This window comes from Saccharospirillum alexandrii (genome assembly GCF_043641555.1).
Taxonomy (GTDB): Bacteria; Pseudomonadota; Gammaproteobacteria; order Pseudomonadales; family Natronospirillaceae; genus Saccharospirillum; species Saccharospirillum alexandrii_A.
Map to the genome: position 1 here is coordinate 93,527 of NZ_JBHZRJ010000002.1, position 15,789 is coordinate 109,315.

At 57.8% G+C, this 15,789-nt stretch carries 13 protein-coding genes; 12 read left to right on the plus strand and 1 reads right to left on the minus strand.

Features of this window, described 5'->3' with window-relative positions; all coding sequences use genetic code 11:
- Positions 1-28 precede the first annotated feature (28 nt).
- The 11 genes from trpA to ACHUE7_RS06355 all read left to right on the plus strand — a co-directional run bounded on the left by trpA (position 29) and on the right by ACHUE7_RS06355 (position 12,784).
- Complete coding sequence (gene trpA, locus ACHUE7_RS06305) at positions 29-838, plus strand: tryptophan synthase subunit alpha (protein ID WP_348475125.1); 810 nt, start codon at positions 29-31, stop codon at positions 836-838.
- Positions 839-871: 33 nt separating this feature from the next.
- Entirely contained in the window at positions 872-1,735 is an 864-nt protein-coding gene (accD, locus tag ACHUE7_RS06310) for an acetyl-CoA carboxylase, carboxyltransferase subunit beta (protein WP_213677811.1), read from the plus strand.
- On the plus strand, positions 1,719-2,969 hold the full coding sequence (gene folC / locus ACHUE7_RS06315; RefSeq protein WP_394169243.1) for a bifunctional tetrahydrofolate synthase/dihydrofolate synthase: 1,251 nt from the start codon (positions 1,719-1,721) through the stop codon (positions 2,967-2,969). The genes accD and folC overlap by 17 nt, the downstream gene beginning before the upstream one ends.
- A 49-nt stretch (positions 2,970-3,018) precedes the next feature.
- Positions 3,019-3,594 (plus strand): SPOR domain-containing protein, encoded by a 576-nt coding sequence (locus ACHUE7_RS06320; RefSeq protein WP_394169244.1) that lies wholly within the window; start codon positions 3,019-3,021, stop codon positions 3,592-3,594.
- A gap of 78 nt (positions 3,595-3,672) precedes the next feature.
- A complete protein-coding gene (locus ACHUE7_RS06325) occupies positions 3,673-4,164 on the plus strand; it encodes a CvpA family protein (RefSeq protein WP_127555488.1) in 492 nt (163 codons plus the stop codon).
- A gap of 3 nt (positions 4,165-4,167) precedes the next feature.
- Positions 4,168-5,688, plus strand: coding sequence for an amidophosphoribosyltransferase (purF, locus tag ACHUE7_RS06330; protein WP_394169245.1), 1,521 nt, complete (start codon positions 4,168-4,170; stop codon positions 5,686-5,688).
- An 86-nt stretch (positions 5,689-5,774) separates the two neighbouring features.
- Complete coding sequence (locus tag ACHUE7_RS06335) at positions 5,775-6,974, plus strand: O-succinylhomoserine sulfhydrylase (protein WP_394169246.1); 1,200 nt, start codon at positions 5,775-5,777, stop codon at positions 6,972-6,974.
- A gap of 245 nt (positions 6,975-7,219) precedes the next feature.
- Positions 7,220-8,143 (plus strand): AAA family ATPase, encoded by a 924-nt coding sequence (locus ACHUE7_RS06340; RefSeq protein ID WP_127555485.1) that lies wholly within the window; start codon positions 7,220-7,222, stop codon positions 8,141-8,143.
- 12 nt (positions 8,144-8,155) lie between these two features.
- Positions 8,156-9,115: a DUF58 domain-containing protein gene (locus tag ACHUE7_RS06345; RefSeq protein WP_394169247.1), complete on the plus strand. Its 960-nt coding sequence runs from the start codon at positions 8,156-8,158 to the stop codon at positions 9,113-9,115.
- Complete coding sequence (locus ACHUE7_RS06350; protein WP_394169248.1) at positions 9,112-11,094, plus strand: transglutaminase TgpA family protein; 1,983 nt, start codon at positions 9,112-9,114, stop codon at positions 11,092-11,094. Before ACHUE7_RS06345 ends, ACHUE7_RS06350 begins: the two co-directional genes overlap by 4 nt.
- An 88-nt stretch (positions 11,095-11,182) precedes the next feature.
- Positions 11,183-12,784 (plus strand): GGDEF domain-containing response regulator, encoded by a 1,602-nt coding sequence (locus ACHUE7_RS06355; protein WP_394169249.1) that lies wholly within the window; start codon positions 11,183-11,185, stop codon positions 12,782-12,784.
- A 30-nt stretch (positions 12,785-12,814) separates the two neighbouring features.
- On the opposite strand, the gene ACHUE7_RS06360 is transcribed toward ACHUE7_RS06355, so the two are convergent.
- Positions 12,815-13,738: a DegV family protein gene (locus ACHUE7_RS06360; RefSeq protein WP_394169250.1), complete on the minus strand. Its 924-nt coding sequence runs from the start codon at positions 13,736-13,738 to the stop codon at positions 12,815-12,817.
- A 552-nt stretch (positions 13,739-14,290) separates the two neighbouring features.
- On the opposite strand from ACHUE7_RS06360, the gene ACHUE7_RS06365 reads away from it, so the two are divergent.
- On the plus strand, positions 14,291-15,751 hold the full coding sequence (locus ACHUE7_RS06365) for a glyceraldehyde-3-phosphate dehydrogenase (protein ID WP_394169251.1): 1,461 nt from the start codon (positions 14,291-14,293) through the stop codon (positions 15,749-15,751).
- Positions 15,752-15,789 lie beyond the last annotated feature (38 nt).

The window sequence follows — 15,789 nt, forward strand, 5'->3', positions numbered from 1 at the left end:
GCTTCCGTTATCCCACCAAGGATTTGTTATGAGTCGTATTGCTGCTACCTTTGAGCGCCTGAAATCAGAGGGTCGCAAGGCCCTGATTCCCTTTGTAACCGCCGGTGACCCGCGCCCGGATGTCACGCTGCCGCTGATGCATGCACTGGTGGAGCAGGGGGCCAATATCATTGAACTGGGTATGCCGTTCTCCGACCCCATGGCCGATGGCCCGGCGATTCAGCGCGCCAATGAACGGGCTCTGGCCAATGGCATGTCGCTGCGCAAAACCCTCGACATTGTCGCTGAATTTCGCAAAACCAATCAGGACACGCCCGTGGTATTGATGGGCTACCTGAACCCGGTTGAGTGGATGGGCTACGAGACCTTTGTAAACGCCGCGCACAAGGCTGGTGTTGATGGTTTGTTGATGGTTGATATGCCACCGGAAGAGGGTGGTGGTATCGTAGACTATGCGCAGGCCGTTGGTCTGGATCTGATCTACCTGGTTACGCCCACGACAACCAACGAGCGTTTCGAGATTATTTGCAAACGCAGTACTGGCTGGATCTACTATGTTTCACTGAAAGGCATTACCGGGGCCAACACCCTGAACGTCGATGACGTGGCAGAGCGTATGCGCTGGATTGAGCAACACACGGACATACCGGTGTGTGTTGGCTTTGGCATTCGGGACGGTGAAACGGCAGCCAGGGTGGCCAGCGTTTGCAGCGGCGTCATTGTTGGTTCGGTGCTGGTGAATGCGATTGAGAAGCTGGAATCTGAATCAGCCATTGAAATTTCGTCACAAGTGTCTAAGTTGTTGGGTGATATGCGCACCGCCATGGATCGCGCATAATGCTTAATTCGAACATCGAATGATGAGGAAGCGATGAGTAGCTGGCTGGACAAAATTGTACCGTCACTGATTCGGTCGGGCGCGAGTCAACGCTCCAGCGTACCGGAAGGTCTCTGGAAGAAATGCCCCAAATGCAGCGCCGTACTGTACCGTCCGGAGCTGGAGCGCAATCAGGACGTCTGTCCCAAGTGTGAACATCACATGCGCATCGGCGCCCGGCGCCGCATTGACCTGTTTCTCGATGAAGAAGGCCGTGAAGAGTTCGCGACGGATGTGATGCCACGTGACCGGCTCAAGTTCCGTGACGGCAAACGCTACAAAGACCGGCTGACGGCTGCGCAAAAGGCCACGGGTGAAAACGACGCCATGGTTACCGTTAAAGGGACTCTGGAAGGTTTACCGGTAGTGGTGGCTGCCTTTGACTTTAACTTCATGGGTGGCTCTATGGGGGCTGTTGTCGGCGAAAAGTTTGCCCAGGCAGCGACGGTTGCACTCGAAGAGCGTCGCCCACTGATCTGTTTTGCCACCTCGGGCGGGGCGCGCATGCAGGAAGCCCTGTTTTCGCTGATGCAAATGGCCAAAACCAGTGCCGCTATCGAAAAGCTGCGTGAAGCCGGTGTGCCGTACATCTCTGTCATGCTTGATCCCTGTTTTGGTGGTGTGTCTGCGTCGCTGGCCTTGCTGGGCGATGTCAATGTCGCTGAACCGAACGCTCTGATCGGTTTTGCCGGACCCCGCGTTATTGAGCAAACCGTGCGTGAACAATTGCCGGAAGGCTTTCAGCGCAGTGAGTTTCTGCTGGAAAAAGGCGCCATCGATATGATTCTGCATCGCCACGAACAGCGCGATCGACTGGCTGGCCTGCTGAAGAAACTCACCCATGCGTCCGCAGCCTGACGCAACACTCGACGACTGGCTGAGCTACCTCGAACACCTGCACAGCCAGGCCATCGACATGGGACTCGACCGCCTCCGGGCGGTCGCGTCACGTCTGGACCTGCCCCTGGCGTCAGCCGGGCGCACGCGGCCATTCGTGTTCACCGTAGCCGGTACCAATGGCAAGGGGTCTACCTGTGACGCCCTGCTCCAGATGAGTCTACTCGCCGGTTGCCGGGTTGGGCTCTACACCTCGCCGCATCTGCACCGTTTCAACGAGCGCGTGCAAATCGATGCAACCCCGGTAACCGATTCGTGCCTGATAGCGGCTTTCGAGCAGGTTGAACTGGCCCGGGGCGACGTCACACTGACCTATTTCGAATTCACCACTCTCGCAGCCTTTGTGGTATTTCAGGCTGCCGATCTGGATGTTTGGGTGCTGGAAGTGGGGCTGGGTGGGCGATTGGACGCGGTAAACCTGGTGGATCCGAATGTCGCCATCGTTACCACGGTTGACCTGGACCACGCGGCCTTTCTGGGCACCGATCGCAATCAGATCGGCATCGAGAAAGCCGGAATCTTCCGCCCTGGTGTCGATGCCGTTCTGGGCAGTGATGACTTGCCGCCAACCGTGGTGGCTTGTGCCGAGGCACTGATGGCCCCCGTCTCATCGCTGGGCCAAACCCACGGTTTCGACGACGCAGAGCTTTGGTGGACCGATGCCGATGGCAAGCACGGTTTGAAAGCGACGCGGCTGACGACCACAGTACCACCGGACAATTTGGTGACAGCGCGCCGGGCCTTTGCGCATTCGCCATTCAGGCTGAGTGATGACCAGACGCTGGCAGCGTTTAATGCTGTGGTCCCGGCCGGGCGCATGCAGAGAATCCACAGGAACGGATGTGACTGGGTACTGGACGTTGGTCACAATCCCCATGCGGCGCGTTACCTGGCACGACGGCTGGGCGATCGTCGCTGGCATGTGCTGCTGGGCATGCTGGCCGACAAGGACGTCGAGGCGGTGACCCGGGCGCTGGCACCGCTGGCGGCCAGCTGGTCGCTGATGACGCTGTCGGTGCCGCGCGGGCTAACCGCCGCAGAACTGAACGCCAGGGCGACAGTCAGCCCGGCCCGGTGCTATGATTCCGTTGCCGCAGCGGTGGCGGCTGCGCCGGAAGATGCACAGGGGTTACCGATACTGGTGTGCGGCTCCTTTTTTACCGTCGCCGATGCCTTGAGTCTTTTGTCGCAATAACCGGGGGTAGGCGGCGTCTGGTTCATTGCAGTGTCTATTGGAGCAAGGTTTGGACGTTCGAATTCAACAGCGCCTGGTCGGGGCGCTGGTCATACTGGCACTGGTGTTTCTGATTGCTCCGGTCGTACTCGACGGAGATGGCCGCATCCCGGAAAAAATCACACAGATTCCCCCCAAGCCCAAGCGGCCGGATGTCTCTCATATCCGGGTGGCGGAACCGGCAGCCGATGTTTTGCCGGCACTGCCGGACCCGCCACAGGCCCGGACGGAGCAGAATGACGCCAGCCCGGAACAGGCCGATACCAGCCCGTCGCCTGCCGAGACGGCACCGGTCGACCCTGAGCCGACGGCTGCGACCGCCGAGTCTCCGCAGACCCCAAGCGGGCGCGCCTGGAGCGTCCAGGTGGCCAGCTTTCGTGACAGTGCCAAAGCCGCTGAATTAAGAGACCAGTTACGTGAGGAGGATTACGACACCTATGTCAATGAAGTGTTGTTGTCCGACGGCTCGGTCTTTACCCAGGTACTGGTTGGGCCCGACGGCGATCTGGAGCGAGTGCGACAAATGCAGCAAACCATTCTGGAGCAGACCGGCCTGCAGGGGCTGGTGGTACGCTTTCAGCCATGACGGTCAGGTCGTGCGCCGGCGCGGTTCACAATCGAAGCGGGTCTGTTAGAATGCCCGCGATTTCGAAATAGGATCACTATGACAGCCATCGACTGGACCATTCTGGTCATTCTTATCGTTTCGTCCCTGATCAGCCTGAAGCGCGGCTTTACCAGGGAAGCGTTGTCGCTGGCAACCTGGATAGTGGCGCTGGTAATTGCGCGCCTGTTCAGTGACAAGTTAGCGGTCGTTCTGGCCGGGCTGATTCAATCTGACGCCTGGCGCTATACGGCTGCATTCGCCATCCTCTTTGTTGCCACCCTGGTCGTTGGCGCCCTGATCAACCATTTGCTCGGCGAATTCGTTCGCATGACTGGCCTGACCGGTACCGACCGGGTGCTGGGCATGGTGTTTGGCCTGTTGCGCGGGCTGGTTGTCGTGGTTGCCTTACTGGCTCTGGGCCGGTTGTTTGCACTCGATCAATTCTGGCAGAACTCACTGCTGGTACCTTTCTTTGAACCGGTGATCAGTTGGACCGGTGAATACATCAACAAAGCATCCAATGCCATTCTGTCGGTCGGAGGTGAGTAAGCCATGTGCGGTATAGTGGGCATCGTTAGTGATTCTGCCGTTAATCAACAGCTGTACGATGCCTTAACGGTATTGCAGCACCGGGGGCAGGATGCCGCAGGTATCGTAACCGAAGACGCGGGGCGGTTTTACCTGCGCAAGAGTAATGGCCTGGTGCGCGATGTGTTTCGCACCAACCACATGCAACGTTTGACGGGTAACATAGGCATTGGCCATGTTCGCTACCCGACAGCCGGGTCGTCCAGCACGGCGGAAAGTCAGCCGTTTTACGTCAATTCACCCTACGGCATTGTGCTGGCTCACAATGGTAATCTGACCAATTCGAGTGAGCTGAACAAGGCGCTGTACCAGTCTGACCTGCGCCATGTGAACACCACTTCAGACTCCGAAGTATTGCTCAACGTGTTTGCGCACGAGCTGCAACTTCAGGGCAAGCTGCAACCGGGCGCCGATGATATCTTTGCGGCGGTAGCGGCGGTACATCGCCGTTGCCGGGGTGGCTATGCGGCCATCGCCATGATTTCGGGGTACGGCATGGTTGCTTTTCGCGACCCCTTTGGCATTCGACCGCTGGTGATCGGGGAGCGTACCAGCGACAATGGTCATATCGAGTATATGATCGCCTCCGAAAGCGTCGCCCTCGATGTGCTCGGTTATAAACTGATGCGGGATGTTCACCCGGGTGAAGCGGTTTATATTGACCCCCAGGGGCAGTTGCACACGCGCCAGTGCGCCGATCATCCGCAATTATCGCCGTGCATGTTTGAGTTTGTGTATTTTGCCCGGCCAGACTCCATCATCGACGGTATTTCTGTCTACAAAGCTCGGTTGCGCATGGGCGACGCCCTGGCCGACAAGATCACCCGAGACTGGCCGGACCACGATATTGACGTGGTTATTCCCATTCCCGATACCAGTCGCACCAGTGCGCTGCAACTGGCCAATCGGCTTGGTGTGCACTACCGGGAAGGTTTCATGAAGAACCGCTACATTGGCCGAACCTTCATCATGCCCGGCCAGAAGCAGCGCCAGAAATCGGTTCGCCAAAAACTCAATGCCATTGGTCTTGAGTTTCAGGGCAAGAACGTCTTGCTGGTCGACGACTCCATCGTGCGCGGGACCACCTGCAACGAAATCATCGAGATGGCCCGCGATGCCGGCGCCAAAAAGGTGTACTTCGCCTCGGCCGCGCCAGAAGTACGCTACCCCAATGTCTATGGGATCGACATGCCTGCCGCTCATGAGCTGATTGCTCACGGTCGCGACAACGAAGAGATTCGCCAGATGATCGGTGCCGACAAACTGATCTATCAGGAGCTTGAAGATTTGCGCCAGGCCGTGCAATCTCACAAGGCCGATGTGCGTGCCTTCGATTGCTCGGTATTCGACGGTCAATACGTGACCGGTGACATCGACGGCGATTATCTGGCGGCTTTGGAGGCCCTGCGCAATGATGCCTCACAGGGAGAGCGGCGCAGTACCGATGATGAAACGCCCATGGTTGATCTGCATAACGACAACTGATCAGTCGATTAGCCGTCGCTTCTGGCAGGGAGGCGCCGGCTGTTCAGCCCAACGAAGCCCAATCGTCTAGATTACCAGGAACCGAGATGAACAAATCGCGTGAAGATGCTGTCAACCAGGCCCGGCCCGCGACGCAAGCGGTGCGAGGCGGCTACCGGCATACCGCTGAGATGGAGCACTCCGAAGCGTTGTTCATGACATCGTCCTATGTATTCGACAGCGCCGCCGACGCTGCCGCTACTTTTTCGGGTGATCAGGAAGGTAATGTCTACTCGCGCTATACCAATCCGACGGTTCAGGCGTTCGAAGCGCGACTTGCCTTGCTGGAAGGCGGTGAAGCCTGCGCCGCCACCAGTTCGGGCATGGCGGCAATCTTCAGCGTATGCATGGCCTTTCTGAAAAGCGGGGATCACCTGGTCTCGTCGCGCAGCATTTTTGGCTCTACCAACGTGGTGTTCAACCGTTATCTGGAGCGTTTTGGCGTGACCACCACTTATGTGGACCCCAAGGACGTCAGCGCCTGGCAGGCCGCGATACAGCCTAATACCCGGCTGATGTTTCTGGAAACGCCATCGAACCCTTTGTCTGAAGTGACCGATCTGGAAGCGGTGTCGGAGATTGCCCGTGAAGCCAATGCGTTGCTGGTGGTAGACAATTGTTTCTGCACGCCGGCCTTACAGCGACCCCTGGAGCAGGGCGCCGACATCGTCATTCACTCGGCGACCAAGTTTATTGATGGCCAGGGTCGCGCACTGGGTGGAGCCGTGGTTGGCCGTGAAGAGCAGATCAACGAGATTGTCGGGTTTCTGCGCAGTGCGGGCCCGAGCATGAGCCCGTTCAATGCCTGGATCTTCCTGAAAGGTCTGGAAACACTCAATTTGCGTATGAAACAGCATTGCACCAATGCCCAGGCTCTGGCGGAATGGCTGGAACAACAGCCGGTAGTGACCAAAGTACATTACCTCGGGTTGCCATCGCATCCGCAGCACGACCTGGCCAAGCGTCAGCAATCCGGGTTTGGCGGCGTGCTCAGTTTTGTGGTTAAAGGCGGGCAGGAAGCGGCCTGGTCGGTTATTGACGCAACGCGCATTCTGTCGATCACCGCTAACCTGGGCGATACCAAAACCACCATCACTCACCCCTACACCACAACGCATGGCCGGGTGGATGAAGCGACCAAAGAATCGGCCGGAATTGTGCCCGGCCTGATTCGCATCGCAGTTGGGCTGGAAGACGTGGAAGACATGAAAGACGATCTGGCTCGCGGCCTCAATGCGTTGAGCTGATGGCTGGCCCAGATGGCTATGACAAAGTAATAATTTGAATCAAGTTTTGGAGTTCGCTGAGTAAGAAGTGGCGGGTACCTGGGGTGGCCCTGTGGGGAAGTCCGCAGCAGGGATGCTGCGGTCTAGGCTCCATGGATGGATCTACGCCGACCCCACAGGGGCATCCCAGGTATCCGACGCGGGCTCATGCCGCTTAGCTACCCCGAACTCCAAAACTTGACCACCGAGTATAAGGAACGCGCTGCATGACCGATATCGCCACGGTAACCCAACAATTGCTGGCACAGGCTGGCAAGGTTGTGTCCGGCAAGGACGAGGTTGTGCGGCTGGCCTGGGTGGCGATTCTGAGCGATGGCCATGTGTTGCTCGAAGACCTGCCTGGCGTTGGCAAGACGTCGCTGGCGCAGACGCTGGGTCGCCTGTTGTCGCTGGATTATCAGCGGGTTCAGTTTACCTCGGATCTGCTACCTGCCGATGTGATCGGCGCCCAGGTATACCGGCGGGACCAAGAGGCCTTTCAGTTTCATCCGGGTCCGGTCTTTACCCAGTTGCTGCTGGCTGACGAGCTGAACCGGGCGACGCCCAAGGCGCAAAGTGCCTTGCTCGAAGCGATGGAAGAGGGTCAGGTCAGTTCGGACGGAGTGACCCATGCCTTGCCGGTGCCTTTCCATGTCATCGCTACCCAGAATCCGCAAAGTCAGGCCGGAACCTATCCCTTGCCGGAGTCTCAACTCGACCGGTTTTTCATGCGGCTGAGCCTGGGGTACCCTGACCTGGAGTCGGAAAAAGGCCTGCTCAGTGGAACCCGGGGCCGTTCGTTGCTGGCCGAACTCAAACCGGTGCTGACGGCTGATCAGTTACAAGCACTTAAAGCTGAGGTTGAAACGGTCAAGGTATCGGATGCCGTATTGAGCTATGTGATGCGGCTGGTGCACAGCTCGCGCGAGTCTGGCCTGTGCCGTCTGGGTTTGTCGCCGCGCGGGGCGTTGGCGCTGATGACGGCTGCGCGCGCGATGGCACTGGTGGAAGGGCGTCGCTATGTGATGCCGGATGATGTGCAACGCGTCTTTCCTGCCGTGGCCGGTCACCGGATACAAGGACAGCGTGAACACGATACTGCCGTACTGGTGCAGCAACTGCTGGACGAAGTGGATGTCATTGCAGCCTGAGGCGATGCTCTGATGCGCTGGCCAGCTCCCTTGCAGAGTCGTCTGGATGCCTGGGTGAGCCGTCGGCTGCCACCCGGCCGACAGGTGACTTTGAACCAGTCCCGAATTTTTATTGTGCCCACGCGCCAGGGCCTGCTGATGCTGGGATTAGCCTTAATAGTGCTGTTGCTGGCCATCAATTTCGAAAGTTCACTGAATTACGCGCTCGGGTTCTGGCTTGTGGCCATGCTTTGGGCCGCGGTGCATCTGACTTACCGGAACCTCTCCGGGCTGGTCGTGCAGGCCGAAACGGCGGGCCTGGTAGAGGCTGGTGAGAATGTGAGCTACTCCCTGATGTTATCGTCACCCCGGACACGTTATCGCGGCCCGCTGGAATTTCGCCATGAAGACTGGGGGCAGGTTGGCGCGGAAATGGACGGTCGGGATACGCAGGTCACCTTGAGCCGACCTACCTCACAGCGCGGGCGGCAGCCATTGCCCCGGTTTCGGCTGGAGAGTCGCTACCCCTTTGGTCTGGTCGTCGCCTGGTCTCATATCAAGATGGACCTCGATGCCTGGGCGTACCCCGAACCGGTCGAACAGCCCCTGCAGCCCGTCGGCACCGAGCCGGAAGGTGATGTCAGTAACGACCATTTCGTGCAGACCGGAACCGAAGATTTTCATTCGTTGCGCGAATATCAGGCTGGTGATTCCGTGCACCGGATGCACTGGCCGTCCTTTTCGCGGGATGAACTGGTGGTCAAGCATTTTGTAGACTACCAGGCCGCAGACCAGTGGCTTGACTGGCATGCGTTGCCGGGCCTGGCGGTTGAACTGCGACTGTCGGCGCTGGCCTGGCATATGCTCCGCTGTCAGCAGCAGGACCGGCCCTTCGGGTTGCGCTTGCCCGGTCTTGAGATTGAGCCGGACAAAGGCCAGCGGCACCTGGAGCGCTGTCGCCGCGCCCTGGCTGAATTTGGGGAGCTCAGATGACCCAGTACGTGCCCATCATGCATCGGGTCATGCCGCTACCGGTATTGTGGGTGTTGTTGCTGGTGCAGGGCGTGATGGTGGTGCCGTTTCTGTTCTACCTGCCGCTCTGGTTGGGTGTGGTGTTTGTGCTGGTGCTGGTATGGCGTTGGCGAGTGACCCATGGCGACATGCGCAAGGCGCCACGCAGCCTGATTATTCTGGCCATTCTGGTCGGTATTGGAGGTCTGTTGCTCAGTGGGCTAAGAGCCTACAACCTGGACAGTGCCGTGGCGCTTTGTGTGCTCGGGTACCTGCTCAAATCATTGGAAGTCATGCGCCGCCGCGACGGCATCTTTCAGGCCTATCTCGGGTATTTTCTGACCGGGATTTTTCTGTTGTATAACTACACGCCGGTCGGGGCGCTGGTCGCCATTGTGATGGTATTGGCCAATACGCTCGCCCTGCACGCAGTAACAGCCGATCAGACGTTTCGCTGGAAGCGCGGTACCAAACTGAGCCTGGCACTTATGGTTGCTGCGGTGCCGATCATGGTTGCGGGGTTCCTCTTTTTTCCAAGATTGCCGCCGTTGTGGTCCATTCCCAATGATGAGCGGGGCGCTCAGACGGGCATGTCAGACGAAGTAGACCCGGGCAGTGTTGCCTCCCTGGCCCAGAGTACCGAACCGGCGTTTCGAGTTCAGTTCGAGGGTGACCCGCCACCGCGCCAGCAATGGTATTGGCGGGGAACGACCCTGGGTGACTTCGATGGTCGTGTCTGGCGTGCCCGGTTTCGTGATCGAAATCGCTTTCAGTGGCCGCGAGGTCAGTTACCCTTGGCGCAGCCCGGGGCAGAACAGTTTGACTATTCCGTGGTACTGGAGGCAACCCAGCAACACTGGTTGTATTTTCTCGACTGGCCAACGCAGGTCCGCGGACAGGACGCTTACGTGTTACCCGATGGCCGCGCTGCCCGGCGCAACAGCCTAAGCCAGACTTACCGCTACGAGGCGCAGTCTGCCGCGGCCGTTAGCTGGCCGAATGAAACGGCTTTGCAGTGGTATCAGCGTTTGCCGGAGCAGGGTAACGAGGCGTTGCGGCAATGGGGGATCGAGCTGCGCCAGACGGCAGGGTCCGATGCGGCCTATATCGATGCGATCTTGAACCACCTTCGCACTGAACCGTTTCGATATACCCTGCAGCCCCCGCTGTATCCGTCGGCCGACAGCCTGAGTGATTTCTGGTTCGACGGTCGGCTGGGTTTCTGTTCGCACTATGCCAGTGCCGTCGCTTATCTGGCGCGGGTGGCTGGCATACCGTCACGACTGGTGGGCGGGTATCTGGGCGGAACCTACAACCAGAGCGGTGACTTTATTCAGGTTCGACAAATGGAAGCTCATGCCTGGGTGGAACTCTGGCTGAATGGCCAGTGGCAACGGGTAGACCCGACCGCAGCAGTAGCACCCGGGCGTATAGGCCTGAACCTCGATGACTGGCTCAGTGAAGACAATCCGTCCGACCTGCCGTTTGGGGCTCGATTTGGGCGAAATTTGGGGCCATTTAATGACCTGCGATTCTGGTGGGATTCCGTCCAGTATCAATGGCAGGTCTCGATTCTGAATTATCAGCAGAGTAATGCCCTTGGCTTGCTTGAAGCCCGCTTCGGGCGCATTAACCCCTGGCACGCGGCGGCGGCCATGGCGGTCTTTTTAGGGGTTCTGGGGCTGTTGATGGCCTGGTTTACCGGGCTGCTGCAGTTACCCCGGCGTCAGTCGGAACCCTGGGCCAGTTTGCGCCGCGTTGAACGCCAGTACGGCGACCGCCACGTGGGCGAGACCGTCAGCGATTTCATGGCTCGACTGGCTTATGAACATCCGGGTCAGCGTGAAGCGCTGGCACGATTGGCACAACTGATAGATACTTTGGCCTATGATCCTCAGGCAATGCTCGATGCGCCACGGCGCCGGGACCTCAAACAGCGAGTTGAGGCCTGCCTGAAGTAATTAGGGCCTTCCACGGGCCTGGGTCTGAACGGATTCCAGGTGGATGTTTGCGTCACACCCGTATCGATTTCACAACGTTGAATCCTAAATGGCCGATAAAAAAGCAGAAAAACTCGCTGAAATTAAACGCCACTTCGGGCGCCGGGTCATGGACCAGGCCCGGCTGGTTATTCAAACCTGGCAATCGCTGGACGATGTGCTGTGGAACCCCGACTGGCATCAGGAATTTGTGCAGCATTGCACCAAACTGAATACGCTGGCCTCGCGCTATGAGCTTGACGGTCTGGAGCAAACGGCTGCGCAACTGATTGCCAGCCTGGCCGATACCCAGCCCAACAAACCCCCTAACAGTGAACGGTTGCAGGCCCTGAGCGACCATGTTCATTTACTCATTGAGCACAGCGCCCGTCGCAGTGACAGCGACGACGGTCGTCAGTCGCTAGGCGGTCGCAAACCGGTCTATGTGTGTTTTGCGGACCATACACTGTCACTGGCGTTGTGTGAGCAACTGCAGTTTTTCGGCATCCCGGCCCAGGCCATCGATGACGACGACGCCCTCGATCACTCGATGCACCATCGACTGCCCGCTGCTCTGATCGTGGGGACCGAATTTGCCGGCGATGGCATTCAGGCCGCACGGGCTGCACAGAACATGTTGAGTACGCCCATTCCAGTCTTCTTTCAGTCGGCCAGCGAACCGGACATCACCATGCGACTGGAAGCGACCCGAGCTAACGCCGTCTATTTTCAGGAAGGTACGCTCGACATCGGTTTGCTGGTTCAGGGGCTCAGCAAGGTCTACAACTTTCGCGCCGAGCGCCCCTACCGGGTGCTGGTGGTGGATGACTCCCGCTCACAGAGCCTCTACACCGAACGTACACTGAACCAGGCTGGCATGATTACCCGGGCGGTGAATGACCCGATGACGGTTCTGGAAGCGTTGCAGGAGTTCAAACCCGATGCGGTACTGATGGACATGTACATGCCGGGCTGTACCGGCATTGAGGTGGCTCGCATCATTCGCCAGCAACAGGTCTACAACACGCTGCCAATTCTGTATCTGTCGGCCGAGCAGGATGTCGGCAAGCAAATGGATGCGATGGACCAGGGGGGGGATGATTTTCTGACCAAGCCGGTGGCCAGCGATGTGCTGATCGCCACGGTAAGGCACCGCTGCATTCGCCATCGCAGCCTGAAAGACCAGATGATACGCGATAGCCTGACCGGCTTGCTGGATCACAACACCATTCTTGATGCGCTCAAACAGGGCATCGCTGAAACGCAGCAGAAACAGCAACCTTTGTGTTTTGCGATGATCGATATCGATCACTTCAAGGCCGTCAACGACAATTACGGACACCCGGTGGGTGACCGGATTATCCGGTCACTGGCCCTGTATTTGCGCCAGCGATTCCGGGCAACCGACAGCGTCGGGCGATACGGCGGAGAGGAGTTTGCCCTGGTATTGCCGAATACGCCTCTGGACGATGCAGAACGGTTGCTCAATGAGGTCTGTGCCGGCTTTGCCCGCATTGACCACGAAGCCGGCGGCACGCCACTGAAAACGACCTTCAGTGGTGGGGTTGCGGCCTATCAGGAAGGAATGGATGCGTCTGAACTGAGTCAGGCGGCCGACCAGGCTCTGTACCAGGCCAAACACGACGGACGAAACCGGGTTCGCCGCGCCTGACCAGACCCTCGCAGGAGGGAAAGATGGAGTTCAATGCCAGCTGTAATGCTCGCAGGCAAAGGCAACCGATAGGGTACGTGGCCCCAGGTTGACTCCGCCAGACAGGGACATGGGCGTTACGATAACGTGGTTTTTGTGCTCTTTCGCGACGGCCTGCAGGCGTTGGAACTCGGGCAGGGCGGTGATGTCGTCGAGGTGCCCGGCATAGCTGACGCAGACAAACGGCGACAGCAAACCGTGCTGAATTTTCTCGGTCGTGTGTTCGAGCAGGGTTTTGATCGCCAGGTCATGACCGCGAATTTTTTTGATTGGGAAGGTCTTGTCGTCCAGCGCCAGCACAATGGGGGCGATGTTGAGCGTGCGGCCCACTATGGCCCCCAGCCAGGAAATGCTGTTGTCGCCTTTGCGACGGGCCCGTTCCCGCAGGTAAAACACATCGGCCGGCACCTGGTAGGCATGTACCCGGGAGCTGAGCCGGTCGACCTTGCGCCGCAACGCTGTGCCATTCACGCCCTTGCGCAACAGGGCGACCGTATGCGCCGCCAGCACACCCTGGCCGGCAAACACCGTGCGGCTGTCCTGTACGCGAATGGAAACCGATTTCTGATTCCTGGCCGCGGTCTTCTGAGCCCGGTTGGCGGCTTCGGTCGCGTGTTCGAATGTCGGGCTCCGGGTGCGGCTGACGGTCTGAATCAGAATTTCCTGGTGCCCCTGTTTAATGGCTTTTTCAACCAGGTTCTGGATGGTTTGGGCTGACGTGGGTGCTGTGTCGCTCTCATGGCCTTTATCTAGTACACCGCTCTCATACAACGCAATGGTTTTCTCGGTATTGCGGTAGTCGGGCATTGAATGGCCATCGTACAGAATGGTCGCCGGCAGCACTTTAATGTCGTATTTGTTGAGGAACGACTGAGGCAAATCGCAGGCGGAATCGACAAAGAGGGTGGTGCTCATTAAAAAATTATCTCCGTATACATACTGACATTTCCTACACGCACTATAGTGGCATTGTCACGCTGATACAAAGCCGGCACACCGTCCTAAACGATTAAGCGATAGCAGGCCGGTCGTTGCTCAAAAAAATAAGGCGTTTTCTGGAAATAATTATCCCTGTCCGTTGGTACTAAAATTCCGTAACTCTCTTTCAAACGATCCTTGCGAAGAATTGCCTGCATGCTCATGGCCGGATGGCGGTGGTGGGGTGGTTGCTGGCGCTTAGACCTTTCTTGCGCCGTTGTACCAGCCAATCAGATGGTTGGTTGTTCGCTTTTGACTCAGATTCAAGGTCACTTTGTGGTAATAAACTTTCAAAGCAGCCAGGTGATCGCAACGGGCTCACTATATTGACAATATGTTTCTGACAAACATGCTCGAAACAGTGAAGGCCCTTCTCTAGAATCCTCTTCAACCCGGATTATATCGGGATTACAAACTACCGACTATTCGAGTCAACCCTGGAAGGTTGTCCGGACTCAACGACCCAATCACCTGGAAAGAGGACTGAGTGTGAATCAAGCTGCCATAGATCAGACCCTGCTGCGCTGGCAGGAAAAGGAAGCCTTGGCCGAAGCCATGATCCCGATCATCGGGCGTCTGTATCGCAAGAACAATGTGATTACGTCTATTTATGGCCGTCAGATTATCAATCAGTCCGTGATACAACTGCTGAAAAGCCACCGTTTTGTGCGTCAGGTGGAAGGCCACGAATTATCGGTCAACGAAACACTGGGCGTGCTGGAAATCATTGACGAAATGAACCTGGCGCCGGCGCACATCGACATTGGCAAGCTTGCACTCAAGCACAAGTCTCAGGCTATGGGCACACCGCTGCGTCATTTTCTGGAAGACGAGCTGGCCGACCTGAAAAACGGGTACGATGCCAACGCGCGCTACCAGACACCGGCCAAGGATGTTGTGCTCTACGGCTTTGGCCGGATCGGCCGCCTGCTGGCCCGTATTCTGATCGAAAAGGCCGGGGGTTCACCGCTGCGACTGAGAGCTATTGTGGTTCGCCCGGGCGGCACCGATGATGATCTGGTCAAGCGTGCCAGCTTGTTGCGTCGCGATTCTGTTCACGGCAGTTTTGAAGGTACCATCACGGTCGATGCCGAACATAATTCGCTGGTGGTTAACGGCACCGCCATTCAGATCATCTACGCCAAAACACCGGCCGACGTTGATTACACCCAATATGGCATTCGCGATGCGATCGTCGTCGACAATACCGGTATGTGGCGTGACCGCGATGGCCTGGGCCAGCACCTGAACTGCCCGGGTGCGAGTCGGGTGTTGCTGACTGCGCCGGGCAAGGGCGATATCAAGAACATCGTTCATGGCATCAATGACGCCTCGCTGACCGAGGCCGATACCATTGTATCGGCTGCCTCCTGCACGACCAACGCCATTACGCCCGTGCTAAAAGCGCTGAACGATGAATTCGGTATAGAAAACGGCCATGTTGAAACGGTTCACAGCTACACCAACGACCAGAACCTGATCGACAACTTTCACAAGGGAGAGCGCCGAGGCCGCAGTGCGGCACTGAACATGGTACTGACCGAAACCGGTGCCGCCAAAGCCGTTGCCAAGGCTCTGCCAGTACTCGAAGGCAAGCTGACCGGCAATGCGATTCGGGTGCCGACTCCAAACGTGTCGATGGCCATTCTGAATTTGAACCTGGAGCGGGAAACCACGCGCGACGACCTGAACGATTACCTGCGTCACGTAGCCCTGTATTCCGATTTGAACAAGCAGATCGATTACACCAACTCACCCGAAGCGGTGTCTTCGGATTTTGTCGGTAATCGCAAAACCGGCATCGTCGACAGTGGTGCCACCATTGTGACCGGCAAGCGTGCGGTGGTGTATGTCTGGTACGACAACGAAGCGGGCTACAGCGCTCAGGTTGTGCGCACCATTCATGACATGGCCGGCATTCACTATCAGATTTATCCGAAAACGGTTTAGCAAACTGCCGGAGCCTGGAAGGCTCCGCTGGTGGTCTG

Coding starts and splice junctions, on each gene's coding strand:
- trpA (WP_348475125.1), top strand. CDS start 29: ATGAGTCGTATTGCTGCTACCTTTGAGCGCCTGAAATCAGAGGGTCGC.
- accD (WP_213677811.1), top strand. CDS start 872: ATGAGTAGCTGGCTGGACAAAATTGTACCGTCACTGATTCGGTCGGGC.
- folC (WP_394169243.1), top strand. CDS start 1,719: ATGCGTCCGCAGCCTGACGCAACACTCGACGACTGGCTGAGCTACCTC.
- ACHUE7_RS06325 (WP_127555488.1), top strand. CDS start 3,673: ATGACAGCCATCGACTGGACCATTCTGGTCATTCTTATCGTTTCGTCC.
- purF (WP_394169245.1), top strand. CDS start 4,168: ATGTGCGGTATAGTGGGCATCGTTAGTGATTCTGCCGTTAATCAACAG.
- ACHUE7_RS06335 (WP_394169246.1), top strand. CDS start 5,775: ATGAACAAATCGCGTGAAGATGCTGTCAACCAGGCCCGGCCCGCGACG.
- ACHUE7_RS06340 (WP_127555485.1), top strand. CDS start 7,220: ATGACCGATATCGCCACGGTAACCCAACAATTGCTGGCACAGGCTGGC.
- ACHUE7_RS06345 (WP_394169247.1), top strand. CDS start 8,156: ATGCGCTGGCCAGCTCCCTTGCAGAGTCGTCTGGATGCCTGGGTGAGC.
- ACHUE7_RS06350 (WP_394169248.1), top strand. CDS start 9,112: ATGACCCAGTACGTGCCCATCATGCATCGGGTCATGCCGCTACCGGTA.
- ACHUE7_RS06355 (WP_394169249.1), top strand. CDS start 11,183: ATGGCCGATAAAAAAGCAGAAAAACTCGCTGAAATTAAACGCCACTTC.
- ACHUE7_RS06360 (WP_394169250.1), bottom strand. CDS start 13,738: ATGAGCACCACCCTCTTTGTCGATTCCGCCTGCGATTTGCCTCAGTCG.